Genomic DNA, 25,750 nt, shown 5'->3' with positions numbered 1-25,750 from the left:
GCAAGGAGATTATAGAGATTTAATATAGTTTTTAATGAATTGTAATGACTCTGTTATCTTGCTAGGGTCGCTGCCGCCGCCTTGGGCCATATCTGGGCGTCCGCCGCCTTTACCTCCGACAATCGGAGCCATTTCTTTAATAATGTCGCCTGCTTTAACTTTATCTGTTTCTGATTTAGGTACTGTCGCAACTAATGCAACTTTGCCGCCGACATCACTTGCTAAGATAATCACTGCATCTTGCAATTTAGATTTGAAGTCATCCATAGTTTGTCTTAGGCCTTTTGCATTATCAGCATCTACTTGTAATGCTAATACTTTAAGACCATTGATATCTTCGACTTGGTCATCGATATTACCCATTTTAAGTGCTGTAATTTCTTGATTGCGCTGTTCTAGTTGTTTATGCAATTGTTTTTCGCTGTCGATTACATGTGCAACTTTTTCAGCAACTTGATCATCAGATTTTGCTTTGACTTGATCTTTAACTGTATTGAATTTATCTTGAATGTCTTCGAGATATAAGAATGCTGCTTTGCCTGTTAAAGCTTCAATACGTCTTACACCAGCACCTGTACCCGATTCGCTGACGATTTTAAACAATCCGATTTCAGATGTGTTTTTAACATGGATACCGCCGCATAATTCAATTGAGAATGGCGCCATATCTACAACGCGCACGATATCGCCGTATTTTTCGCCGAATAACGCCATTGCACCTGATGCTTTGGCTTCTTCAATCGGCAATTCTTTAATTGTAACATTAATACCTTTCCAGATTTCTTCATTCACACGGCGTTCGATTTTTTCTAATTCATCTTTAGTCACAGGACCAAAGTGAGAGAAATCAAAACGCAAACGTTCGCCTTCAACTAATGAACCAGCTTGGTTGACATGATCGCCTAATACTTCTTTCAACGCAGCGTGCAATAAGTGTGTTGCACTGTGGTTTTTCGTAATGTCTCGGCGTTCTTCATGATTAACGGATGCCTCTACTTCAGCACCTGCTGTGACTTGACCGAATTGCACCACACCTTTGTGCAAGTTTTGTCCGTTCGGTGCTTTTGTAACTTCTGTTACTTCAATTTCAAAGTTATCGTTGCCGACTGTACCATTATCTGCAACTTGTCCACCGCTGACAGCGTAGAATGGTGTTTGTTTCAATACAAAGTAAACTGTTTCTCCAGCTTCTGCTTGTTCAACTTTTTCTCCGTTATAAATCAAGTCAGTAAGTGTTGTGTGCTGATCCATAACATCATAACCAACAAACTCACTTTCAGTAGTGATGTTTTTAAGCACTTCGCTTTGAATTTGCATAGATTGAGAGTTTTGACGTGCTTGACGTGCACGGTCTCTTTGTTGCTGCATTTCTTGTTCGAAAGTTGCCATGTCGACTGTTAAGCCTTCGTTTTGTGCGATTTCTTCTGTTAATTCGATTGGGAAACCGTAAGTGTCATAAAGTTTGAAAGCATCTTTTCCGTTGATGACTTTATCGCCTTGTTTGGCAGTTTTAGTCAATTCATTTAAAATGTTTAATCCTTCTTCTAATGTTTCGTGGAAGCGTTCTTCTTCTGATTTGATCACACGTTTGATGAAGTCTGCTTTTTGTTTTACTTCTGGATAATACGGTTCCATGATATCTGCCACTGTATCAACAAGTTCATACATAAATGGTTTGTTGATGTCTAATGATTGGCTGAAACGTACTGCGCGGCGTAATAAACGACGTAATACATAGCCGCGGCCTTCGTTAGCAGGCAATGCACCATCGCCAATCGCAAAGGCAATTGTTCTGATATGGTCAGAAATAACTTTGAAAGCAACATCTTGTGCTTCTTTTTCTTGATATTTTTTGCCAGAAATACGTTCTACTTCTTCAATAATCGGCATAAATAAGTCTGTTTCATAGTTTGTACGTACATTTTGAGCAATAGAAGCCATACGCTCTAAGCCCATGCCGGTATCAATGTTTTTATTAGGAAGCGGTGTATACGTATGATCTTTGTTATGGTTGAACTCACTGAATACTAAGTTCCATACTTCTAAATAACGTTCGTTTTCGCCACCTGGATACATTTCTTCAGCCGGGTCTTCTTTGCCGTATTCTGGTCCGCGGTCATAGAAAATCTCTGTGTTCGGACCTGATGGGCCTTCCCCGATATCCCAGAAGTTGCCTTCGATTCGAATAATACGGCTTTCATCTAATCCGATTACATCGTGCCATAAATCATATGCTTCTATATCTTCAGGGTGAATCGTTACATATAATTTTTCAGGTTCCATACCCATCCAGCGATCACTAGTTAAGAATTCCCAAGCAAATTCAATTGCTTCTCGTTTGAAGTAATCACCGATAGAGAAGTTGCCTAACATTTCAAAGAATGTATGGTGGCGTGCTGTAAAGCCGACATTTTCAATATCATTGGTACGAATCGCTTTTTGAGAGTTGACGATACGCGGTTTTTTCGGGATTTCTCGACCGTCAAAATAATTTTTTTAGTGTCGCAACACCTGAGTTGATCCAAAGTAATGAATCATCATCAATCGGTACTAATGGTGCAGAAGGTTCTACCATATGTCCTTGTTCTTTAAAGTAATCAATGAAATTTTGTCTGATTTCACTTGCTTTTAGCTGTTTCATAAATAACCTCACTCCTAATTATGCATTGTTGTTCAATTTCCGTATCAGGCATGCTTAGAACGCAAAATAAAATGCATCCATCCACAAAGGGACGAATGCATCGCGGTACCACCCTAGTTATGCGATTATCAATTAATCACATCACTCAATGTTATATACGGACTGACATAAAGTAGCGTTCAGCAAGCTATGCGATACCTTTCACCTGCCGGTATCTCTCTTCACCATAGTCTTTGCTTACTCGGCTTTATGCGAATTAATTTTATTTTAGTCTGACACATACAAAAAGTCAACTAAATCTCATAGCTAACCATCATTTAGATTGATTAAATGTATATGGCGTCACATCACCGACACCTATCATCGGGTCAATGTCATAGATTGTCTCTTCTGTCAGTGCAACAACTTTATGTCCTGCTGGTGCTGATGATTCGTTATCTGCTTCATGAGTTGAATCATCTGTATCAGAAGCTGCATCTTCATCTCCTTCAGCACCGAAGTAATCTCTCAACAATTGTGCAAGACGTGTCATACGGACTTGTCCATATGTCTTCATACCGATATCAAATGCTTGGCTGTCGCCGAGGAAGACAAGTGATTGTTTAGCACGTGTCAATCCTGTATAAATAATCGGACGCTGCAGCATACGATAATATTGTTTAACAATCGGCATGATGACAATCGGGAATTCAGAACCTTGTGCTTTATGAATCGATGTACAATAAGCATGTGTTAATTCCATCATATCTTGTTTGGTAAATGTAATCTCATTGCCTTCAAAATCAACGACCAAAATATCTTTATTCATTTCATTTTCTCTCGCCCAGAAGATACCGATAATCACACCGATATCACCGTTAAAGATGTTATCATTAGGACGATTAACCAGCTGAAGTACTTTATCGCCTTTTCTAAAGACCGCTTCACCAAACTCAATCTCTCTCGCATCTTCTTCTTTCGGATTCAATATATCTTGCAGCACTTTGTTCAACCGTTTGATGCCGGCACTGCCGCGATACATCGGTGCGAGTACTTGAATATCGCTCATATCATAGCCTTTTTTGACTGCTGAGCTGACCACTTTATTGACAACATCCGGAATTTGTTCTGCTGTACATGGAATAAAGCTTCTATCGTGAAAACGCTGTGTAATATCAATCGGCTGTCCTAATTTCATCTTATGTGCCAATTCGATAATACTCGATCCGTCTTGCTGGCGATAAACTTCTGTTAAATTGACACGCGGAATCACTTTGGCATCAATTAAATCTTTAAATACTTGTCCGGGTCCGACAGAGGGCAATTGGTCTTCATCGCCGACTAAGATAATTTGTGCATCAATCGGTACCGCATTTAAAAATTGATGGAAGAGCCATGTATCCACCATCGACATTTCATCAATGATAATCAATTTTGCGGTAATTTCATTTTCTAGGACATCTTCAGGTTTTGTATCTTGGCTCCAGCCGATCAAACGATGGATGGTCATCGCTTCTAAACCTGTAGATTCTTGAAGCCGTTTTGCGGCTCTGCCTGTCGGTGCAGCCAGTGCAACAGGATAATCATCTTCATCATAATCATCATAATCGAGCGATAAACCGTGTATCTCCGCATATAATTCTACAATACCTTTAATAACGGTAGTTTTGCCTGTCCCAGGACCGCCGGTTAATAACATTACCTTGGAATTAATGGCTGTCTCAAGTGCTTCTTTTTGTGACGCCGCATAATTCACATCATTCATTTCTTCAATTTCACCGATATGCATCTGCAAGTCAGATTGTTCGATATCTATCAGCTTCGTTTGATGAGATTGAATGCGATATAAATTTTGAACACTTTTCATTTCAGAATAATACAAACTTGGGACAGATAATGTTTCATCCGCTTCAATCAACTTGCTTTCTTCTGTAAGCTCAGTAATCATCTGTTCTAACAAATCAGGTTCAATCTGTTCATTGTAACTGCCGCTGAGCATCGCAAGCGAAGTTTCGATGACATAGTCTTTAGGCAAGTAAGTATGCCCTTGTTTGATACACTCTTCTTCAATCGTATACAATAGCCCTGCCTTGAGACGTTCAGGTGCATCAAAAGCAATGCCCAAATTTTTAGCTAAAGTGTCTGCTTTATTAAAGCCGACCCCGCGTACATCATAAACCAAGTCATAGGGGTTTTTTTCTATCGTTGAAATCGTATCGCTTTGATATACCTGATAGATATTCATCGCAAGTTTAGGTCCGAAGCCTAAATCATGAAGCCGAATCATTATTTTTTCCACTTCTTGATTGCTGTATATCTGATCAGCAATTTGTTCTTGCTTTTTCTTCGATAAGTTAGGGACATCTTTTAATACGGTTTTATCATCTAAGATTTTATTAATCGTATTTTCTCCTAATGTTGCAACAATATTTTCTGCAGTTTTCTTACCGATACCTTTAAACAAATCGCTGGATAGATAGCTGACGATAGCATCTTTGGTTTGCGGCACTTCTTTTTCGAAAGTTTCTGCTTTCAGCTGCTTGCCATATTTAGGATGGGTTACAGCTTGGCCTTTGAATGTGTAGACATCTCCTTCAGCAATTTCAGGAAAGAACCCTACAATCGTAGGCATCGCATCAAAGTCTTCATTGGTTTCAATCGGTTCTACTTTTAATACCGTATAAAAATTGTCTTTGTTTTGAAACAGGATGGCTTCCACTGTTCCTTTGACCATTGAATAATCAAATAATGTAGGGTCCTTCAAAGGTTATTCCTCCTCTTCTTTAAGCTGACTGAATGTTTTAATCGCGTGCTGGCTTAATAAATGTTTCGGATCAATCTCTACGGCTTTTTCAAAATACGGTAAAGCTTGGTCCGTCTCTTCTGTATGCATGAATCCTGCTAACCCTCTGTTATATAAAGCATCGGTATGTTTCGGATTGATTTTTAGTACTTTATCTAATTGTTGAATGCCTTGTTCAAACATTTCCATATGACATAGCACCAAACCGTATTGGAATTGGATTTCTTCGTCTTGATTTTGATCTAATTCTGCAGCACGCATTAAAAACGGCAAAGCAGATTTAAAGTCGCCCAACTGGTTGAATGACATGCCGATCATATAATTAGTATCTGCTTCATTAACACCTGTTTGGAGGGCTTGATGATACAACTTGATAGCATCGTTATAACTTTCAGCGTTGTAATAAACATTGGCTAAGTTATAATAAATCGCACCGTTATCCGGATCGATTGTTAAGGCTTTTTGGAAAAATTTTTCAGCTTTTTCCACTTCTCCAGCTTCCGCAAGCAATATACCGGAGTTGATATAATTTTCAATGGCTTCTGGATGTGCATCTATATTTTCAAAAAGGGCTTTTAAAGCCGCTTCGAATTGTCCATCTTTAATCAACTGATAAATTTCTTCTTGTTTCATGCTTTGTCCTCATTTCTTTCATATTCAACTCTTTATTTTATCAGAAATTAACGCAACTATGTAAAAAAGAGACGAGGAATTGCTCCCTTGTCTCTTCAAGCAAGTTAAACTACGTATGTGAGTTGTCCTTCATTTTTATAAACATCATCTATTGTCGCGCCCCCTAAGCAGACTTCGCCGTCATATAATACGACTGCTTGTCCAGGTGTAATCGCACGCACAGGTTCTTCGAAATCTACACGGATTTGATTGTCTGCGATTTGTGTCACTGTGACTTTGGTATCTTTTTGGCGGTATCTGAATTTTGCTGTACATTCATAGCCTTCGCTTAAATCGATAGGATTAACTAATGATACATCAGATGCGATTAAATAATCACTGTATAAAGCATCGTGATGGAAACCTTGCTCAACATATAAAATGTTTTGGTCTAAGTTTTTGCCTACAACAAACCATGGATCGCCGTCTCCGCCGATTCCTAAGCCATGCCGCTGTCCGATTGTATAATACATTAAACCGCTGTGTGTTCCCATTTTCTTGCCGTTGAGCGTACGCATATCACCTGATTGTGCAGGCAGGTAATTAGATAAGAAATCTTTGAAATTACGTTCTCCGATAAAGCAGATACCTGTTGAATCTTTTTTCTTGGCTGTCGCTAAATCTTGTTCTAAGGCAATTTTTCTGACTTCAGATTTTTCCATGCCGCCTAACGGGAACATTACTTTAGATAATTGTTCATTTGTTAATTGGTTTAGGAAGTAGGTTTGATCTTTGTTATTATCCACACCTCTTAACATTTCTACTGTTCCGTCGTCATTGCGTCTAACTCTCGCATAATGGCCTGTAGCCACATAATCAGCACCTAATTTCATTGCATGGTTTAAAAATGCTTTGAATTTGATTTCTTTATTGCACATTACATCAGGGTTAGGTGTGCGACCCTTTTTATATTCATCTAGGAAGTAAGTAAAGACTTTATCCCAGTATTCTTTTTCAAAATTAACCGCATAGTAAGGTATACCGATTTGGTTGCACACAGCAATGACATCATTGTAATCTTCAGTTGCTGTACATACGCCGTTTTCGTCAGTATCATCCCAGTTTTTCATGAAGATACCAATAACGTCGTAACCTTGTTCTTTAAGCAGATAAGCAGTGACAGAGCTGTCAACGCCGCCTGACATACCTACTACTACACGTGTATCTTGGTTGCTCACGTTTTATTCCTCCTTAAATTTGTGATAAATCTTGTGAATTTCTGCTACGATATATTTGATTTCACGCTCAGTTGTCAGTTCGTTGAAGCTGAAGCGGATAGATTGTTTTGTGCGATTATCGTCTTCGCCGTACATTGCTGCTAAGACATGGGACGGCAATGTTGAACCTGCTGTACATGCTGAACCTGATGATACAGCAATATTGGCTAAATCAAGCAGCGTCAGCATCGTTTCTACATCGATAAACGGGAAGTATAAATTCAAAATGTGCCCCGTTGTATCTGTCATTGATCCATTAACTTCAAATGGAATGCTGCGTTCTTGGAGATTCACTAAAAACTGCTCTTTCAAATTCATTAAATGCACATTGTTTGCATCACGATTTTCAGCCGCAAGTTTCAATGCTTCGGCCATACCTGCTATTTGCGGTACATTTTCAGTACCTGCACGACGCTTGGTTTCTTGTTCTCCGCCAAGTTGTGAATATTGAATCGGTGTATTTGGTTTGACTAATAAGACACCCACACCTTTAGGACCGCCGAATTTATGTGCTGTCATACTCATTGTATCAATATCAAAGTCATCGAATTCAATCGGCAGATGTTCGATTGCTTGTACTGCATCGACATGTAATAATGCGCCGCGGCTTTTGACTATTTCTTCAATGTCATACATCGGCTGAACAGTCCCAACTTCATTGTTAACGAACATAATAGAAACTAAAATCGTATCGTCGCGCATAACTGTTTTTAATTGCTCTAAATCTACAAGGCCTTCTTTGTCTACATCAAGATATGTGACTTCAAAACCTTCTTTTTCCAGCTGTTCGAATACATGCAAAACAGAATGATGTTCGATTTTTGATGTAATTAAATGTTTGCCTTTATGCTGATTAGCGTAAGCCAAGCCCTTGATTGCAGTGTTGTTGGATTCTGTTGCACCGCTTGTGAAAATTACTTCATTCGGGTTTGCGCTTAATAACTTTGCAATTGTTCTTCTTGATTCATCTAAATATTGTCTGGCATCTCTACCTACATGATGGATGGACGAAGGATTGCCGTAATGCTTTGCATACAAGTCCATCATCTTCTCTATAACCTCTGGTTTAACAGGAGTTGTTGCTGCATAATCTGCATATACTTCCATTTTGTCAGACACTTCCTCACAATTTTATCAATGTTCCAATTCTAGCACCATCACTACAAATTTTCTAGTACTCTGTTCAACAATTATTATAACATGCAAAAAGGTGTGGTTAAGCAATAAAATTCTTTCTCTATTTCGCCCTTGTTATAATTAAGTTACGAGTTTTAAAGAGGAGGTCATTTTTTGAGTAATATAAAAGTATCAGCTTTAAATTTAGTGCCGATTAAAGACGGTCAAGATGAAAAGCAAGCCATTGATAACATGATAGACTTAGCACAAAATCTTGATCAACTCGGCTTTGAACGCTATTGGATTGCTGAACATCATAATGCACCGAATTTGGTCAGTTCAGCAACAGCGTTATTAATTCAACATACATTAGAACATACACAAAACATCCGTGTCGGTTCAGGCGGTATTATGCTTCCGAACCATGCACCTTTAGTCGTGGCTGAGCAATTCGGAACATTAGAAACAATGTTCCCTAACCGTGTTGATTTAGGTTTAGGCCGTGCACCTGGTACAGATATGATGACAGCAAGCGCTTTGCGCCGCGATCAGCATAACGGGGTATTTGCTTTCCCTGAAGAAGTTGCACAGCTCCAAAAATATTTTGGTCCTGAAAAACAGCAAGGTTATGTCAGAGCTTATCCGGCTGTCGGTAAAGAAGTACCGTTATACGTATTAGGCTCATCTACTGATTCAGCACATTTAGCAGCAAGAATGGGCTTGCCTTATGTATTTGCCGGCCACTTTGCGCCTCAGCAAATGAGAGAAGCTATGGCAATCTACAAAGAATTATTCGAGCCATCTGATGTATTAGACAAACCTTATATGATTGTTTGTTTAAATGCGATTGTAGCTGAAACAGACGAAGAAGCGAAGAAACTTGCTACAACATTAGCACAAGTAGCAGTAAGTATCGCAAGAGGCAGAATGGAACCGCTGCAACCCCCTACAGATGATCTAGCATCACTGTTAACTCCTAACGAACTGAAAATGGCTGAAAGCCGAGCAAAATCTTCATTAATCGGTTCTGAAGCAACAGTGAAAGCACAACTTGAAAACTTTATCGATATTTACGGAGATATTGATGAGTTAATGGCAATCAGTTATGTTTACGATCAAGATAAACAAATTGATTCATTCAAACGCATTCAAAAAGTTGTCTCTGAAATCAACAATAAATAACAACTGCTTAACATAATAAACGGCATAAAAAATGGGTGGAACGTATAACGTAGCGTTCCACCCATTTTATCGTTACTATCAAAATTTATTTATCGTTTAATTTACCTTTAACTTTATCAGCAGTATCTTTTACTTTATCTGCTGCTTCATCAACTTTTTCGTTGACTTTGCCTGATGCTTTATCTGCTTTGCCTTCATTTTCTAATTCTTTGTTGTTTGTAGCGTTGCCTACAGTTTCTTTAACATTACCTTTAGCTTGTTCTAATTTACTTTCGCCTTTGTTTGTCATCATTTATTCCTCCGTTCGAAGTATAATTGATTTATAATTTGTTCTACCACAATAAAAATGTCAGCAAACAAAAAAACAATAAAGCAGCTGAATACAAAAGTATACCAGCTGCTTTATCGGTCCTTATTAAATGTAGAACATGTAGTTATTAAGTTTATCGTTATCTTTAAACTCAGCAAGATATTTTAATGTTGTACCATCGAGCACTTCTCTTACCGCATCTCTCATGCGCAACCATAGTTCTTTTTGCGCTGGCGGTTCTGAATCTATACTTTCGACAAAGGAAATCGGACCTTCTAGGAGTCGAATAATGTCACCAGCTTTGATTTCATCAGCTGGCACACGAAGTTGGTATCCACCTTTAGCACCACGTACACTTCGAATCAATCCCGCATTTCTTAACGGCCCCACTAATTGTTCTAAGTATAGATCACTAAGATTATTTTCTTCTGCAATTGTTTTTAACGATACGCAGCCTTGTCCTTCTCTCTTGGCAAGAGAAATCATCAAGGTTAAGCCGTATCTCCCTTTTGTAGAAATTTTCATTTTATTACCTCGCTTAATCCGATTTTGTTTTATTCAATTCTAGCATTTTTTACGTTAATATAGTAATAGAAAGGTGTGACTCAATATTGAATAATGAACCTTTAGCATCTAGAATGCGTCCGCAAAACCTAGATGAAATCATATCACAACAACACTTGGTGGGTCCAAAAGGCATCATTAGAAGAATGGTTGAATCCAAACGTTTAACTTCTATGATATTCTATGGACCGCCTGGTATTGGAAAGACGAGTATTGCTAAAGCGATAGCAGGCTCAACTGAATATAAATTCAGACAGTTAAACGCTGTTACAAATACTAAGAAAGACATGCAAATGGTTGTTGAAGAAGCGAAAATGTCTGGTCAAGTTATCTTGTTATTAGATGAGATTCATCGCTTAGACAAAGCTAAACAAGACTTCTTGCTGCCGCATTTAGAGAACGGCAAAATTGTCTTAATCGGCGCAACAACTTCTAATCCTTATCATGCAATCAATCCAGCTATACGTTCTCGTGCACAGATTTTCGAACTCTATCCTTTGGATGAGAATGATGTCAAGATTGCATTAGAGCGTGCACTTTCTGAAGAAGACAGAGGTTTAGCAAAATACAATGCTGAACTTGATGAAGATGCTATGCTGTACTTCTCAACACAAAGTCATGGCGATGTCCGCAGTGCATTGAATGCTTTGGAACTCGCTGTGCTGAGCGCAAAACCGCAAGAGGATGGTACAATCCATGTCACGCTTGAAGATGCAAAAGACTGTATGCAAAAAGGCAGTTTTGTCTCAGACAAAGACGGCGATATGCATTACGATGTCATGAGTGCATTTCAAAAGTCGATTCGCGGCAGCGATACTGATGCAGCGCTTCATTATTTAGCCAGATTGATAGAAGCCGGTGATTTGCCGACTATTGCTAGACGATTGCTTGTTATCAGTTATGAAGACATAGGTTTAGCTTCTCCCGGTGCAGGACAAAGAACACTTGCTGCGATTGAAGCTGCTGAACGCTTAGGTTTTCCTGAAGCACGTATTCCGTTAAGCCAAGCAGTCATCGAATTATGCTTGTCTCCGAAATCAAATTCAGGCATTACAGCCATCGATGCGGCATTATCTGACATTAAAAAAGGTCATGTCGGGCAAATCCCAAGCCATCTTAAAGATGGTCATTATGCCGGTGCTAAAGAGCTTGGCCGTGCCATCGGCTATCAATACCCTCACAACTCAGAAAATGGTTTTATTCCGCAGCAGTATTTACCGGATAAACTTAAAAACAGACAGTATTATAAGCCGAAAACAACTTCAAAAGCTGAGCAGCAATTCAAACAAATCTATGATAATATTTCAAAACAACAACACAAATCATAAGCAGGTTGATATGAGAATCGTAATGCAAAATTACGATTTTTAATCAGCCTTTTATTTTTGCTTGCCGTCTTTAATACGTGTTACAGGAATATCTTTCAACACGTCATTAATGACATAACTTGCACAAATCAAACCTACAACACTTGGTACAAAAGCATTTGATGATGGCGGTATTTGTCCTTTTCTTGTTGCCGCATTTTTATCGCCCACAGTTTCTTTTACATCTTCTCTGATTACAATCGGACTTTCATCAGAGAATACTACAGGTACGCCTTTTTTAATCCCATCTTTTTTAAGCTTTTGTCTAATGATTTTCGCAATCGGATCTGTATGTGTTTTTGAAATATCCGCAATTTGGAAGCGTGTAGGATCTGTCTTATTTGCAGCACCCATACTAGAAATCAATTTAATATCGCGTTTTAAGCATTCTTCCATTAAGTGAACTTTATAAATAATTGTATCGCTTGCATCAATGATATAGTCAATATCATAGTCATTGAACAGCGCTTCATATGTATCTTCGTTATAGAACATATGTAATGAAGTCACTTTACAATCCGGGTTAATCAACTTAATACGTTCTTCCATTAATGTTACTTTGCTTTGGCCGATTGTTGTCGTCAATGCATGCAGCTGACGGTTAACATTCGTTATATCCACATCATCTTTATCGATTAAAATAATATGACCAATATTTGTTCTTGCTAATGCTTCAGCAGCAAAAGAACCAACACCCCCAACGCCTAATACAGCAACTGTTTGTTCTTTTAATAAATCCAGTCCTTCTTTACCATAAGCCAATTCATTACGTGAAAATTGATGCTTCATTCTACTTCTTACTCCTTTTGAATTACTTAACTAACATTGAACCATTATAACAAACTTTTGCAAGTTCATTTCTTAACATTTTCTAAACTTTTGTAAAAAAAATACGCAGGACCGAAGTCCTACGTACGATAGAATCCGTTGTACCGTAGTTGTTAGCGCTTGATCATTTTGGCCTGCTAATTACAGGTGGGTGCCCTGTTTCTTGTTTTGCACGTCCTCCTTTAGAGGCGTGTGCGCTGCAAGAAAACCTATTGGGCTCCCTGATCAAAGAGTGTTAGGTCAAAATACATACAGCAAACTACGAGTATTTCAGACGACTATCTTATAATTAAATATTACCACATTATTTCCAATTTGCAAATTTAAAAGCCCTTGAAATGGAAATATTTTATTAGTGACGAATACGTAAGGCTAGCTCTTCAAGTTGTTTGTCAGATACTTCGCTTGGTGCTTGTGTCATCAATGATACAGCTGATGCTGTTTTAGGGAATGCGATTGTATCGCGCAAGTTTGTACGGCCTGTCAATAACATTACAAAACGGTCTAAACCTAATGCGATACCGCCATGTGGTGGTGCACCATATTTGAAGGCATCAAGCAAGAAGCCGAATTGATCTTGTGCTTCTTCTTTTGTAAATCCAAGCACTTCAAACATTTTAGATTGAATATCACCATTGTGAATTCTGATTGAACCGCCGCCAAGTTCATAACCGTTTAATACGATATCATATGCTTTTGCTTGAGCATTTTCTGGTTCTGAATCTAATTTTTCCAAGTCTTCATCTTTAGGTGATGTGAATGGATGGTGTGCTGCCACATAACGTTTTTCATCTTCGTCATATTCTAATAACGGCCAATCTGTTACCCATAAGAAGTTTAATTTGTCTTCGTCGATTAAACCTAACTCATGTGCAAGTTTCACACGTAATGCACCTAAACTTTGTGCCACAACACTTGGTTTATCAGCAACGAATAATACTAAATCCCCTGCTTTTGCGCCTGTTAATGATTTTAACTTTTCAACATCTGTATCTTCGAAGAATCTTGCAATCGGACCGCTTAAGCCGTCTTCAACAACTTTTACCCATGCTAATCCTTTAGCACCATAGATATTAACAAATTCTGTTAATTTATCGATGTCTTTACGTGTATATTTGTCTGAAGTGCCTTCTGCTACTAAGGCTTTAACTTCTCCGCCTTTTTCAACTGTATCTTTGAAAACTTTGAAGTCCATTGTTTGACCAAGTTCAGATACGTCTAATAATTCCATGTCGAAACGTGTATCTGGTTTATCAGAACCGTAACGTGCCATTGCTTCAGCATATGTCATGCGTGGGAATTGTTCAGTCAATTCGATACCTTTTACGTCTTTTACGACTTTTTTAAGCATGTCTTCGCCCATTTCCATAACATCTTCTTGGTCAACAAAGCTCATTTCAATATCGACTTGTGTAAATTCAGGTTGTCTGTCTGCACGCAAGTCTTCGTCACGGAAACATTTAACGATTTGATAGTATTTGTCGAATCCGCTGATCATCAATAATTGTTTGAATAATTGCGGAGATTGCGGTAAGGCATAGAATTTGCCTTCATGCACACGAGATGGAACTAAGTAGTCACGTGCACCTTCAGGTGTTGATTTTGTTAAGAATGGTGTTTCAATATCTAAGAAACCTTCGTTATCTAGATATTCATGAATTGAACGTGTAATATGGTGACGCATTTTGATTGTTTGTGCCAATTCTTGTCTTCTTAAGTCTAAATAACGATATTTCAAACGAATATTTTCGTCAACTTGTTGTGAATCATCGTTGATTGAAAACGGAGGTGTTTGTGCTTTATTAATAATGTTGATTTTATCTACTTGTACTTCAACATTACCTGTTTTGATTTTATTATTGACTGTTTCAGGATCACGTTTAGTTACAGTACCTTCAACTTCGATGACATATTCTGAACGGATAGATTCTGCAATTTCTAATGCTTCTTCAGAAAAATCAGGGTTGAATACGATTTGTACATAGCCTTCGCGGTCACGCAAGTCCACAAAAATCAATCCGCCTAAGTCTCTGCGGTTATGCACCCATCCTTTCAATGTTACGTGCTGTCCTAAAAAGTCTTCAGTTACAAGACCACAATAAGTTGTTCTTTTACTCATTTTCATACTCTCCTCTTATTTTGCTTTCTTTTCTTCGAAATACGATACTAAATCCGTTAACTGAATACTTTCAGTTTCTCCGCTTTCCATATGTTTAATATCGATTTTTCCATCTTCAAGTTCTTGATCACCGATAACAATGGTATATTCTGCACCGACACGGTTTGCTTGTTTCATTTGACCTTTGATTTTACGTTTCAAATAATCTTTATCTGCTTTAATACCGTGGTGACGCAAGTCGTTTAATAATTTAACGGCATAGCGATCTGCTGTGTCGCCCATTGTTACGACGAATAAATCTAAGTGATCTTCGTCTTCGATTTCGATACCTTCTTCTTCTAGTGCCAACAGTAAACGTTCGATACTTAAAGCAAAACCGATACCTGTTTGTTTAGGCCCGTCTAACAGTTCAAGCAGACCATTGTATCTTCCGCCGCCGCATACCGTTGTGATTGCACCATCGTAATCTGGACTATCAATCATCAATTCAAATGCTGTGTGTGTGTAGTAGTCTAATCCGCGTACAAGATTAGGATCTTCTACATACGGAATGCCTAATTCATCTAAATAACTTTTCACTTGTTCGAAATAGGTTTTAGATTCTTCGTTGAGATATTCTGTAATACGCGGTGCTGTTTTAACCGCTTCTTTATCTCTATCGACTTTACAGTCAAGAATACGCATTGGATTTGTATACAAACGTGATTGACAATCACTGCAGAATGTATCGATAACAGGTTCGAAGTGTTCAATCAATGCTTGGTTATATTCTTTACGTGATTCAAAATCACCGACACTGTTAATCACTAATTTTAAGTGTTTTAAGCCGAATGATTGATAAATGTGCATTACCATAGCAAGTATTTCAGCATCAATACTTGGGTCTTGTGCACCAATCGCTTCAACACCGAATTGGTTGAATTGGCGATAACGTCCTTTTTGTTTACGTTCATATCTGAACATAGGACCGTTGTAATACAATTTAATCGGCTGGTTCGGGTCGCCTTGCATTTTATTTTCAATATATGAACGCACAACTGCAGCTGTACCTTCAGGTCTTAATGTAATACTTCTGTCGCCTTTATCTTTAAATGTATACATTTCTTTTTGAACGACATCTGTAGAGTCGCCGACACCTCTCGCAAATAAATCTGTGCTTTCGAAAATCGGTGTACGGATTTCTTTATAATTATAAAGTTCCATTAATTCATCTAATTTTGATTCAATATATCTCCATTTTCTGCTTTGATCAGGCAGTATATCTTGTGTACCGCGCGGTATATTTATCATCTCGTCACTTCCTTTTAGAAATAAAAAATCCCCTGCATGATATCACTATCACACAAGGGACGAATTTTCCGTGTTGCCACCCTAATTGAGCTGAAAAATCAGCTCCACTTTAAACATTTAACGTATGTCTTACGGAAGTACAACATCAAGTATTGCACTTCACCTCTTCTTGTGTTCAATATTGACACGCTTACTCTGCATAATCTTTCAGCCAAGGATTATTTCTCTTTTGCCATTTCGTAATGTCTATTCAAGAATCATATCGGTTTTAATTATTTTATTCAGATACTATCATAACGATTTTAAGCATTGATTGCAACTATTTAAGATGAAAAGTACATGCGCAGACCGTCAACAATGGCTTGTTCCAATACTTGACGATGCAATTTATCGCGAATCATCATTTCATCTGTCGGATTGCTGATATAGCCTAATTCAATCAATACTGCCGGCAGTTTCGACTGTCTCAGTACTTGATAATTTTCTTGTCTTGCACCTTTAGGCGATAACAATCCTTTTTTCTGTATACTCATGCTCAAAGCTTCCGCAAGGCCTTCTTGCTGCTTCTTAAACCAGTATACTGTTACACCATTGGCTTCAGGTGATTTCAATGCATCATTATGTAAGCTGATAAATGCGTCGCCTTTGAAATTTCTGTCTTTCAATTTGACGTATTCATCTTTATCTCTTGTCATTTTGACTTTAGCGCCTTCTTGTTCTAATTTCTTTTTAAGTTCTAAACCTGTTTTTAAGGTATAGACTTTTTCAAGTGAATTATATTGGGTTGAACTGGAAGCACCCTGGTCGCCTCCGCCATGACCAGGATCCAGTACAATCACTTTGCCTTTTAACGGCTTAGCATTCGGATCATTATCCGGAGGAATATCTAAATCCGTATGCCATCCGGCAACCCAACCTTTATCTTTGCCGTCTTTTGTTTCTACATAAAGCCATTTGCCCCTTTTATCAATTTGATGAAAGGTTTGGCCTTTCTCAGCTGGAAAAATTTCAGGATAGACTGCGTTAGGTCCGGTTCTTAATTCGGCATCTTCTTTCATAGTGACACTATCATCATGTTTGTATTGATAATTCGCTACCAATATGATGATAAAGACCAAAATGATAATCAGAATCAGGGCAATCAGCACGGGAATAGGTTTCAGTCTATTCTTTTTAAACCACCGTTCAATTCGGTTCATATCACTTTGCCGTCCTGACTTTCATAGATAATAGTTACAGGACCGTCATTTGCGATATCCACCAACATATCTGTTCCGAATTCACCTGTCTTCACTTCAAGATCGAATTGTCGTAATTCGTCATTTAAAGCTTCATACAAACGATTCGCTTCATCAGGAGCTTTTGAATTTGTAAATCCGGGTCTGTTGCCTTTCTTAACATCCGCATAAAGTGTGAATTGAGAAATCGACAATACAGAACCTCCGATTTGCTGTACATTCAAATTCATTTTTCCTTGTTCATCTTCAAATATTCTTGCGTTTGCAATCTTTTTTGCTACTGCTTTCACATCTGCTTCTGTAGAATCTTGTCCGACACCGACCAATAAACATAAACCTTTCCCGATAGATGCGTTGATCGAGTCATTTGTTACAGATGCTTGTTTAACACGTTGTACTACTACTCTCATATAATAAACACCTCAGTTAGTTCCAGACTCTTGTAACTGTATAAACATCTCCTAGTTGTTTGATACGCTCAACAACTTTGAAGACTTCATTAACATTTTTAACCATAACACTCAAGTTAATGATAGCATTTTTCTCTACGTCAGATTTACCAGAAACCTTAACTAGATTACTATCTGTTGCATTCACTGCCTGCAATACTTCATTAAGCAGGCCATTACGGTCATACGCGGTTACTTCTAAATCAACTTGATAACGTTGTGTGGAGTCTTTTGATTTTACCCACTCCACATTGATTAAACGTTCTGTTTCGTTTTTAATGTTCGGACAATCGGTTCTGTGCACTTTAATACCATGTCCTTTAGTAATATAACCGACAATGTCGTCTCCAGGTATAGGATTGCAGCATTTCGATAATTTAATCAATACGTTTTCTATACCTTCTACATACACACCGCTGTCAGTTGTAATATTATCTTTAATCGGCACTGATTTTGTCACTTCTTGTGCTTCATTCAATGCACGCTGTTTATCAAGAATGCGTTGTTTCTCAGTTAATTTGTTGACGATTTGAGAAGATGTCACACCGCCGAAACCGACTGCTGCGAATAAATCATCTTCATTTGAGAAGTTGTATTTTTGATTCACAATTTCAATATTAGATTCAGTTAAAACATCCTCTGTTTTGAAACCTTGTTCTTTGATTTCAGCTTCTACCATGAATTTACCTTTTTCAATGTTAGAAGAACGATCTTGTTTCTTGAAGAAACTTTTAATCTTGCTTTTAGCACTGGATGAGCGCACAATTTTCAACCAATCGCGACTCGGTCCGTACGAATGTTTACTCGTACGAATTTCAACAATATCGCCAGTTTGCAGTACATAATCAATCGGTTCGATTTTACCGTTGACTTTCGCACCAATCATTTTATTGCCGACTTCACTATGCACAGCATAAGCAAAGTCTATCGGCACTGCACCATACGGCAGCTCGATAACATCACTTTGCGGTGTGAAGGCGTATACTTTATCACTTTGCAGATCAAACTTCAATGATTCCATGAATTCTTGTGCATCATTTGCTGTTTTATCCGCTTCAGCCAAATCTTTCAGCCATGATAATTTTTTTGCATAACCTGAATTATCATCTGTTACTTTTTTACCTTCTTTGTATGCCCAGTGTGCCGCAACCCCATGTTCTGCTATTTCATGCATTTCATGCGTTCTGATTTGAATCTCCAGCGGGTCGCCGTTCGGACCGACTACAGTCGTATGCAAGGATTGATACATGTTTTGTTTCGGCATGGCAATATAGTCTTTAAATCTTCCGGGCATAGGTTTCCATAACGTATGTACCAAACCTAAGACCGCATAACAATCTTTAATCGAATCCACAATAATACGGACAGCTAATAAGTCGAAAATCTGATCGAACTGTTTCTTTTGTTTCATCATTTTGCGATAAATGCTGTAGATATGCTTCGGACGACCATTAATTTCGCCTTCAATATGCATTTTATCCATCTCAGCACGAATACGTTCAATTGCATTTTTAATATATGCTTCACGCTCGCTGCGCTTTTTCTTCATGAGATTAACAATACGGAAGTACTGTACGCCGTCAATATAGCGCAATGCGATATCTTCAAGTTCCCATTTAATGGTATTAATCCCTAAACGGTGTGCAAGCGGTGCATAGATTTCTAATGTTTCTTTAGAAATTCTGATTTGCTTTTCTCTCGGCATTGCTTTTAATGTTCGCATATTATGCAGTCTATCGGCTAATTTTACTAAGATGACCCGAACATCTTTTGCAATCGCAATAAACAATTTACGATGGTTTTCAGCTTGTTGTTCTTCTTTGGAACGATACTTTACTTTCTTTAACTTAGTAACCCCTTCTACAATCATGGCTACTTCATCATTAAACATTGCTTTTACGTCATCAAATGTGTAAGGCGTATCCTCGATAACATCATGTAAAAAGCCCGCAACAATGGTCGGACCATCCAGATGCATTTCAGTTAAAATTCCAGCCACTTGAATGGGATGCATAATATATGGCAGACCATTTTTTCTGAATTGTCCTTGGTGTGCTTCATACGCAATATGATAACTCTTAAGGACATGTTCATATTCTTCTTTACTTAAATAAGACTTTGCTTTGTACAGGACCTCGTCTGCACTGTACGGATATTCATTATTCACATTAGACACCCCCACATATTCATTTTTCATATAAATGTTATGTTTCAAGTATAAAGAGGCATACCGCATAGAATTCAGATGAATTTTATTTAAGTATTTTGAAAATGATGATAGGTTACCACTCCTATCTCATATACAATTGACCTCATTCTTTAACCGCGACCTACATTTATATTAAATAATATATCTATTCTACTATACATTGACAGATAATTGAACCACTATACGAACCACGTTGTTTAAACATTCACAATTATCCTGCAATATACAGCGAACCTTTCTTTATACGGAATTAATATTTATTTTAAAAATAAAAGTCTGATATTGCAAATAAATAAATGTATCGCCTGCCAAACGAAAGCAAGCGATACATTCTATTATTCATCGTATGAAATTAAACTTAATACTTCATAATCTTTTATTTTTTCAATACCATGCAAGTATTTCAATTCGATAATGAATGCAATACCAGCTACAATGCCGCCTAATTCCTCAACAAGTTTGATTGTTGCTTCAATTGTTCCGCCAGTTGCTAGCAAGTCATCAGTAATTAAGACACGTTGACCTGGTTTGATTGCGTCTTTATGCATTGTAAGAACGTTAGTACCATACTCTAAGTCATATTCGTATTTAATGACTTCACGCGGTAATTTACCTTCTTTTCTTACAGGTGCAAAACCAATTCCCATAGAGTAAGCTACCGGACATCCGATAATGAAACCGCGAGCTTCTGGTCCGACTACGATATCAACTTCTTTTTCTTTAGCAAAGTTGACGATTTGATCTGTAGCGTAGCCATAAGCTTCACCGTTATCCATAATTGTTGTGATGTCTTTAAAGTTTACGCCCTCTTTCGGCCAATCTTGTACCTCTGAAACATATTGTTTTAAATCCATTTCTATATATCCTCCTAATTACTTAGCTAGCTGTGCTTTAATCCAATTTTTAACTTTTGAAAAATCATCATACAATAAGAATTTTTCAACATCCATCCGCTTTTGTCTTGCTTGGTAAAGCTTGCTGGATGCAATGTCCTTTTTAACCACATTCTGGTTCACTTTGATTATACCATGATTATCCTCAATGAAATCCAATTCATTGAATACTTTGAGGATAAAAATAAGCAATGGCGGCTTGATTTTCAGAAATTCGCATAACTGCATGCCGTCTTGCTGAAGCTTGACTTCATGCTTAGCCATCAGCGCTTTATAACACGCTTTAAAATGATTCATACTCGGCATGCCGTCAAAGTAAATCGACTGCTTATGTTTTAATTCTAAAATAATCTGACTCTCTTGCATGGAGTTTAGTGTTGTCTCCATTGTTTCTAAATTCAACGGCAATTCTTTAAACACATAGCGTTCATACGGTCTATCAATCATATCCCCATAATAATATTGATGCTCATGTGTTTTAGTTTGCTGTGCATTGATAATTTCTGCTGTAGAAGCTTCGTCATGCATTTCATGTTGACGCGCTTTGCCTCTGAAATCAAGAATTTGAAGTGCTTCTGAGGCCATATCCTGCACCATGAACTGCGGTGATTGATTGCCGTTCCATTCATTAATTTGAAGCGCACCAATCATATTCAATGGTTCATTCGGTTCGAGCTGATTCGCATATTCTCCGTGCTGCCAATAAAGTGCTTGCAGTTTTGAATCCCCTAAAGTCATTTTCAAGTGCTTGCCTTCTTGTCCGATACCTTTTGCTTGCTTGACAACAACATTATCTAGTTCGAACAACGGACTTGTAAAATCAGTACCGTACGGTCTCAGTTTTTGAATATCTGCGATATTTTTAACTGTGATGTCCGATTCGGTCAAAACTAAATCCACTTTCTTTCTTGGCGTTAAATCTTCTGTTTGTGCAATTTCTTCCATGTGTTGGTTCAATGCTGCTTTCAAAGGTTCGATACTTTCTATTGGAAGTGTCATTCCTGCTGCCATATGGTGGCCGCCGAATTTCGAAATCAAGCTGCGCTCTTTATCAAGTATTTCATACATTGATACTTGCTCGATACTTCGTGCTGAACCTTTCGCAAAGTCTTGTGCAGTATCGATATTTAAAATGATTGTCGGCAAGCCGTATGTTTCTACGATACGTGAAGCAACGATACCTAAGACACCTTCATGCCAGCCTTCTTTAGCGAGAATTAAGAAACGATTTCCGGCATCGACTTCTGTTTGCGCCATCTCTAATGCCTCTTCAGCAATCTCTTGAACGATATCTTTTCGTTCTTGATTAAAGTGTTCAACTTGTTCAGCTAAGAACTCAGCTTCATCTGCACTTTCGCACATTAATAATTCTGCAGCTAATCCTGCATCATCCAAGCGGCCGACCGCATTTAATCTCGGACCGATTATAAAACCGATAGTTTCTTCTGTAATCACGTCGTTATGACCTGCTTGATTCAATAAAGCTGTGATTGAATCAAACGGCTGATCGTTCATAACTTTCAATCCTTGTTGAACGATGGCACGGTTTTCATCTGTTAATGAGACTAAATCCGCTACAGTACCGATAGCTGCTAAAGCCGTAAAAGATGGTGATGGATGATCCAGTAATGCTTGTGCAATTTTCAAAGCAACACCTGCACCGCTTAAATATTTGAACGGATAATCAAATTCAGGATGCATTGGATGTACGATTGCATATGCGTCCGGCAAAGTTTCACCGATTTCATGGTGATCAGTCACAATCACATCGATACCCAATGATTTTGCGACTTCAATTTCATGATGGCCTTGAATGCCGTTATCGACTGTAATAATTAGATTAATACCTTCATCAGCCGCATTTTTAAACGCTGCTTCATTCGGACCATAACCTTCTGAGAAACGATTCGGTATGTACCAGCCGACTTCAGCTCCCAATTCACGCAAAGCCGTAACTAAAATAGAAGTAGACGTAACACCATCTGCATCATAATCTCCATAAACCAAAATGCGCTCTTTTTTGTCGAGTGCATGATTGATTCTATCAACAGTCTTCTGCATATCGCTTAATAAAAACGGATCATGTTTCAACTGAGATGATGCAAGCAGTTTTTGAATCTCATCTTGTGCAACAATACCTTTGCTTTGCAGTACTTTTTGCACAATCGGTGTTAATTTCAATGATTGTACAACTTCAGGTGCGATTTCCGTATTATTTTGTTGTAAGTCCCATTTATACTTAGCTTTAATCATAGAACGACTTCCCTCTTTTCCACATGTCATTATACAGAAGAACCCAAAAAATAAAAAGCAACTTCTACTGAAATCCTGTTTTTCTTTCGCATAAAAAAACTCCCAGACTGAAAAAGTCTGAGAGTTAATACCAAAATCAAATTAAACAAGGATTTTGTCTTCGTTTTTACGTTTTTCACGATGAACCACAAGTTTTTGATTTGGTGAATTTTTAAGTTGTTTTTTCTTCATCATGCCCCATAATGGAACGGCAATGAAGATAGATGAGAATACCCCAGAAACTAAACCGATTAATAATGCCAGTGCAAAGTTGAAGATACTTGATGCACCGAAGATTAATAATGCTACGACTACAATCACAACAGTCAATACTGTATTGATGGAACGTGTCATTGTTTGTCGGATAGAACGGTTTACAATTTTATCAATTTGTTCTGGTTTGGTAATAACTTTAATCTTATGCAAGTTCTCACGTACACGGTCGAATGTAACGATAGTATCGTTGATTGAATAACCGATGATAGTTAACACTGCAGCGATAAATGTTACATCGACTTCGATTCTGAAGAGACTGAACACTGCGACAATCATAAACGCGTCATGCAGCAATGCAATAATGGATGAAAGCCCCATTCGCCATTCGAATCGTAGTGAAATATAAATAATCATACCGATCGATGCATAAATCAGAGATAATAATGCGTTTTTCGCAATCTCTTGTCCGATTACAGGCGATACTGTGTTAACAGTCGGATCGTTGCCGAATTCTTTTTTCATCATTGATTTGACTTTAGCCACTTCATTTTTCGATAAATCATCTTTGAATTGAACTGATGCACTATCGTTATTGCCTGATAATGCAACTCTGTCTGCTTTCAGACCTGCATCTTCAATCTTTTTAGTCACTTCTTGTTGTGTGATTTTGTGATCTGCTTTCATATCAACACGTGTACCGCTGGTAAAGTCGATACCTAAGTTCAATTTGAAGATAAACAGAATCACGATACCTGCAACAATAACCACACCGCTTGCCCAGAACAATGGTTTAGCAAGCTTCATAAAGTTCCAGTGGTCATAAGGTGTTTTCAATTGATACACATCGATACCTTCGTTGATATCATGTCTATGTTTTTTATTAACACCGAATAATCCAAAGCTTTTCTTGAAGTAATTTGATTGTACAAGCAGTGATAATAAAATGCGTGTTAAGAATACTGCTGTTACGAAACTCATAAGAATCGCAAGTAATAACATTGTTGCGAAACCTTTAACTGCACTTTCACCGAAGAAGAACAGTACAGCTGCGGCTAAGACAGTTGTTAAGTTCGCATCTAAAATAGTGATGAAGGAACTCTTATTAGCTTTATGGAACGCTTGTTTCAACGTTCGTCCGATTCTCAGTTCATCTTTGATACGTTCATACATGATAATGTTCGCATCGACTGCCATACCGACACCTAATACGAGTGCGGCTAAACCTGGCAATGTAAGCACACCATGAATGAAGTTGAATGCAACAAGTGTTAAATAAATATATGTTGTCAACGTAATCACGGCAATGATACCCGGCAATCTGTAGAATCCTACCATGAATAAATAAATAATGCCGACACCTAATAATGATCCGAAGATTGTTTTATCAAGTGCGTCTTGACCAAATTGTGCACCTACTGAGTTAGAGTAGATTTCTTTTAATTGAACCGGTAATGAACCAGAGTTCAATAAGTCCGCAATTTGTTTGGCTTTTTGTACGCCTTCTTCACCGTTGAATCCGCCAGAAATCTCTACGCTGTCTGAGTTGATTGGTTGATCAACTGAAGCGGCTGATACGTATTTCGGATCTTTTTTATCTTTTTCTTTTTGGTAACTGTCGCCTTTTTCATAGTCCAACCAAACAACCATTACGTTTTCTTTGCGTTTTGAAATCTCTTCAGTTACTTTTTTGAATTTTTTGCTGTCTTTCAATTTAAACGTAACTGCCGGCTGATTTGTATTCTGCTTGAATTCTTGTTTCGCAGAACCTTGAACTAAATCCTTACCTGTTAATTTAACATTGTCATCAGAGTCTCGAATCGTTAAATTCGCTTGTGAAGATAAAATATCCCTTGCCTCATTTTGGTTTTTGACACCCGCTAATTGTACACGGATACGGTTATTATCTTCTACTGTAATTTTAGGTTCTGATACCCCTAAAACGTTAACCCTGTTTTCTAATGTCTTGGCTGTGGCTTGTACAGCCTTATCGTCTATCTTATCACCCTTTTGCAATGGATTTACTTGGTAAAGTACCTCAAATCCACCTTGAAGGTCCAAGCCTAAACGAACATCTTTAATTACACTCTTATATGTAGCTCCCATGCCTGCAAAAAGCAAAACAACAAGTAACAAGAATGCAATTATTCTACTGTTTTTCTTCACATGAACACCTCATTATTTACTTATGTAAATAGCATACTTGATTTTTCAAACCAACTGCAAGCCAAAACTGCATTGCATTATGTGAATTGTTTTGACATACAATCTATTTGAATGAACCTTTATAGCTTACTACATCCTTCCTTCACTTTCAAAACAGACCGCATTGAAATTCATGCATATTTCAACTTAATTTATAATGCGA

The 25,750-nt window shown here is 37.9% G+C and carries 17 protein-coding genes, 1 other RNA gene and 1 pseudogene; 2 read left to right on the top strand and 17 right to left on the bottom strand.

Annotated elements, in window-relative coordinates:
* Nucleotides 1-9 precede the first annotated feature (9 nt).
* From alaS to C7N65_RS01160, 5 genes and pseudogenes are all read right to left on the bottom strand, one after another.
* A pseudogene (gene alaS, locus C7N65_RS01180) lies at nucleotides 10-2,641 on the bottom strand (alanine--tRNA ligase).
* A 313-nt stretch (nucleotides 2,642-2,954) separates the two neighbouring features.
* The gene (locus C7N65_RS01175; RefSeq protein WP_105992638.1) at nucleotides 2,955-5,384 is read right to left on the bottom strand and encodes an ATP-dependent RecD-like DNA helicase; all 2,430 of its coding nucleotides are present in this window, start codon (nucleotides 5,382-5,384) and stop codon (nucleotides 2,955-2,957) included.
* 3 nt (nucleotides 5,385-5,387) lie between these two features.
* Complete coding sequence (locus C7N65_RS01170) at nucleotides 5,388-6,056, bottom strand: tetratricopeptide repeat protein (protein ID WP_105992637.1); 669 nt, start codon at nucleotides 6,054-6,056, stop codon at nucleotides 5,388-5,390.
* Nucleotides 6,057-6,160: 104 nt separating this feature from the next.
* Nucleotides 6,161-7,273, bottom strand: coding sequence for a tRNA 2-thiouridine(34) synthase MnmA (gene mnmA, locus C7N65_RS01165; protein ID WP_105992636.1), 1,113 nt, complete (start codon nucleotides 7,271-7,273; stop codon nucleotides 6,161-6,163).
* A gap of 3 nt (nucleotides 7,274-7,276) precedes the next feature.
* On the bottom strand, nucleotides 7,277-8,419 hold the full coding sequence (locus C7N65_RS01160) for a cysteine desulfurase family protein (protein WP_105992635.1): 1,143 nt from the start codon (nucleotides 8,417-8,419) through the stop codon (nucleotides 7,277-7,279).
* A 183-nt stretch (nucleotides 8,420-8,602) separates the two neighbouring features.
* On the opposite strand from C7N65_RS01160, the gene C7N65_RS01155 reads away from it, so the two are divergent.
* Nucleotides 8,603-9,610 carry an LLM class flavin-dependent oxidoreductase gene (locus C7N65_RS01155; RefSeq protein WP_105992634.1) on the top strand — a complete coding sequence of 336 codons (1,008 nt, stop codon included), beginning with the start codon at nucleotides 8,603-8,605 and terminating at the stop codon, nucleotides 9,608-9,610.
* A gap of 85 nt (nucleotides 9,611-9,695) precedes the next feature.
* Here C7N65_RS01155 and C7N65_RS01150 read toward each other — a convergent pair whose 3' ends face one another.
* The gene (locus C7N65_RS01150) at nucleotides 9,696-9,899 is read right to left on the bottom strand and encodes a CsbD family protein (RefSeq protein ID WP_105992633.1); all 204 of its coding nucleotides are present in this window, start codon (nucleotides 9,897-9,899) and stop codon (nucleotides 9,696-9,698) included.
* Between the two features lie 126 nt (nucleotides 9,900-10,025).
* A complete protein-coding gene (gene cymR / locus C7N65_RS01145; protein WP_105992632.1) occupies nucleotides 10,026-10,445 on the bottom strand; it encodes a cysteine metabolism transcriptional regulator CymR in 420 nt (139 codons plus the stop codon).
* A gap of 86 nt (nucleotides 10,446-10,531) precedes the next feature.
* Between cymR and C7N65_RS01140 the strand changes: the two genes are divergently transcribed.
* The gene (locus C7N65_RS01140) at nucleotides 10,532-11,812 is read left to right on the top strand and encodes a replication-associated recombination protein A (protein WP_105992631.1); all 1,281 of its coding nucleotides are present in this window, start codon (nucleotides 10,532-10,534) and stop codon (nucleotides 11,810-11,812) included.
* Between the two features lie 51 nt (nucleotides 11,813-11,863).
* Here the strand turns inward: C7N65_RS01140 and C7N65_RS01135 are convergent, their stop codons facing one another.
* The 10 genes from C7N65_RS01135 to secDF all read right to left on the bottom strand — a co-directional run bounded on the left by C7N65_RS01135 (nucleotide 11,864) and on the right by secDF (nucleotide 25,548).
* Nucleotides 11,864-12,640 (bottom strand): ThiF family adenylyltransferase, encoded by a 777-nt coding sequence (locus C7N65_RS01135; protein ID WP_105992630.1) that lies wholly within the window; start codon nucleotides 12,638-12,640, stop codon nucleotides 11,864-11,866.
* Between the two features lie 128 nt (nucleotides 12,641-12,768).
* Nucleotides 12,769-12,959, bottom strand: a non-coding RNA gene (gene ssrS, locus C7N65_RS01130) — 6S RNA.
* Nucleotides 12,960-13,031: 72 nt separating this feature from the next.
* On the bottom strand, nucleotides 13,032-14,798 hold the full coding sequence (gene aspS, locus C7N65_RS01125) for an aspartate--tRNA ligase (RefSeq protein WP_105992629.1): 1,767 nt from the start codon (nucleotides 14,796-14,798) through the stop codon (nucleotides 13,032-13,034).
* A 15-nt stretch (nucleotides 14,799-14,813) separates the two neighbouring features.
* Nucleotides 14,814-16,088, bottom strand: coding sequence for a histidine--tRNA ligase (gene hisS / locus C7N65_RS01120; RefSeq protein ID WP_105992628.1), 1,275 nt, complete (start codon nucleotides 16,086-16,088; stop codon nucleotides 14,814-14,816).
* 323 nt (nucleotides 16,089-16,411) lie between these two features.
* Nucleotides 16,412-17,287 carry an N-acetylmuramoyl-L-alanine amidase gene (locus tag C7N65_RS01115; protein ID WP_105992627.1) on the bottom strand — a complete coding sequence of 292 codons (876 nt, stop codon included), beginning with the start codon at nucleotides 17,285-17,287 and terminating at the stop codon, nucleotides 16,412-16,414.
* A complete protein-coding gene (gene dtd, locus C7N65_RS01110; protein WP_105992626.1) occupies nucleotides 17,284-17,736 on the bottom strand; it encodes a D-aminoacyl-tRNA deacylase in 453 nt (150 codons plus the stop codon). The genes C7N65_RS01115 and dtd overlap by 4 nt, the downstream gene beginning before the upstream one ends.
* A gap of 16 nt (nucleotides 17,737-17,752) precedes the next feature.
* A complete protein-coding gene (locus tag C7N65_RS01105) occupies nucleotides 17,753-19,942 on the bottom strand; it encodes a RelA/SpoT family protein (protein ID WP_105992625.1) in 2,190 nt (729 codons plus the stop codon).
* 377 nt (nucleotides 19,943-20,319) lie between these two features.
* Nucleotides 20,320-20,838, bottom strand: a complete 519-nt coding sequence (locus tag C7N65_RS01100; protein WP_105992624.1) for an adenine phosphoribosyltransferase — start codon at nucleotides 20,836-20,838, stop codon at nucleotides 20,320-20,322.
* A gap of 18 nt (nucleotides 20,839-20,856) precedes the next feature.
* Nucleotides 20,857-23,130: a single-stranded-DNA-specific exonuclease RecJ gene (gene recJ, locus C7N65_RS01095; RefSeq protein WP_105992623.1), complete on the bottom strand. Its 2,274-nt coding sequence runs from the start codon at nucleotides 23,128-23,130 to the stop codon at nucleotides 20,857-20,859.
* A gap of 141 nt (nucleotides 23,131-23,271) precedes the next feature.
* Nucleotides 23,272-25,548, bottom strand: coding sequence for a protein translocase subunit SecDF (secDF, locus tag C7N65_RS01090; RefSeq protein ID WP_105992622.1), 2,277 nt, complete (start codon nucleotides 25,546-25,548; stop codon nucleotides 23,272-23,274).
* Between the last annotated feature and the right edge of the window lie 202 nt (nucleotides 25,549-25,750).

Source organism: Staphylococcus simulans (assembly GCF_002994445.1).
GTDB classification, from domain to species: Bacteria; Bacillota; Bacilli; order Staphylococcales; family Staphylococcaceae; genus Staphylococcus; species Staphylococcus simulans_B.
The sequence above is the reverse complement of the archived record's forward strand: the minus strand, read 5'-3'. Positions and strand labels throughout refer to the sequence as shown.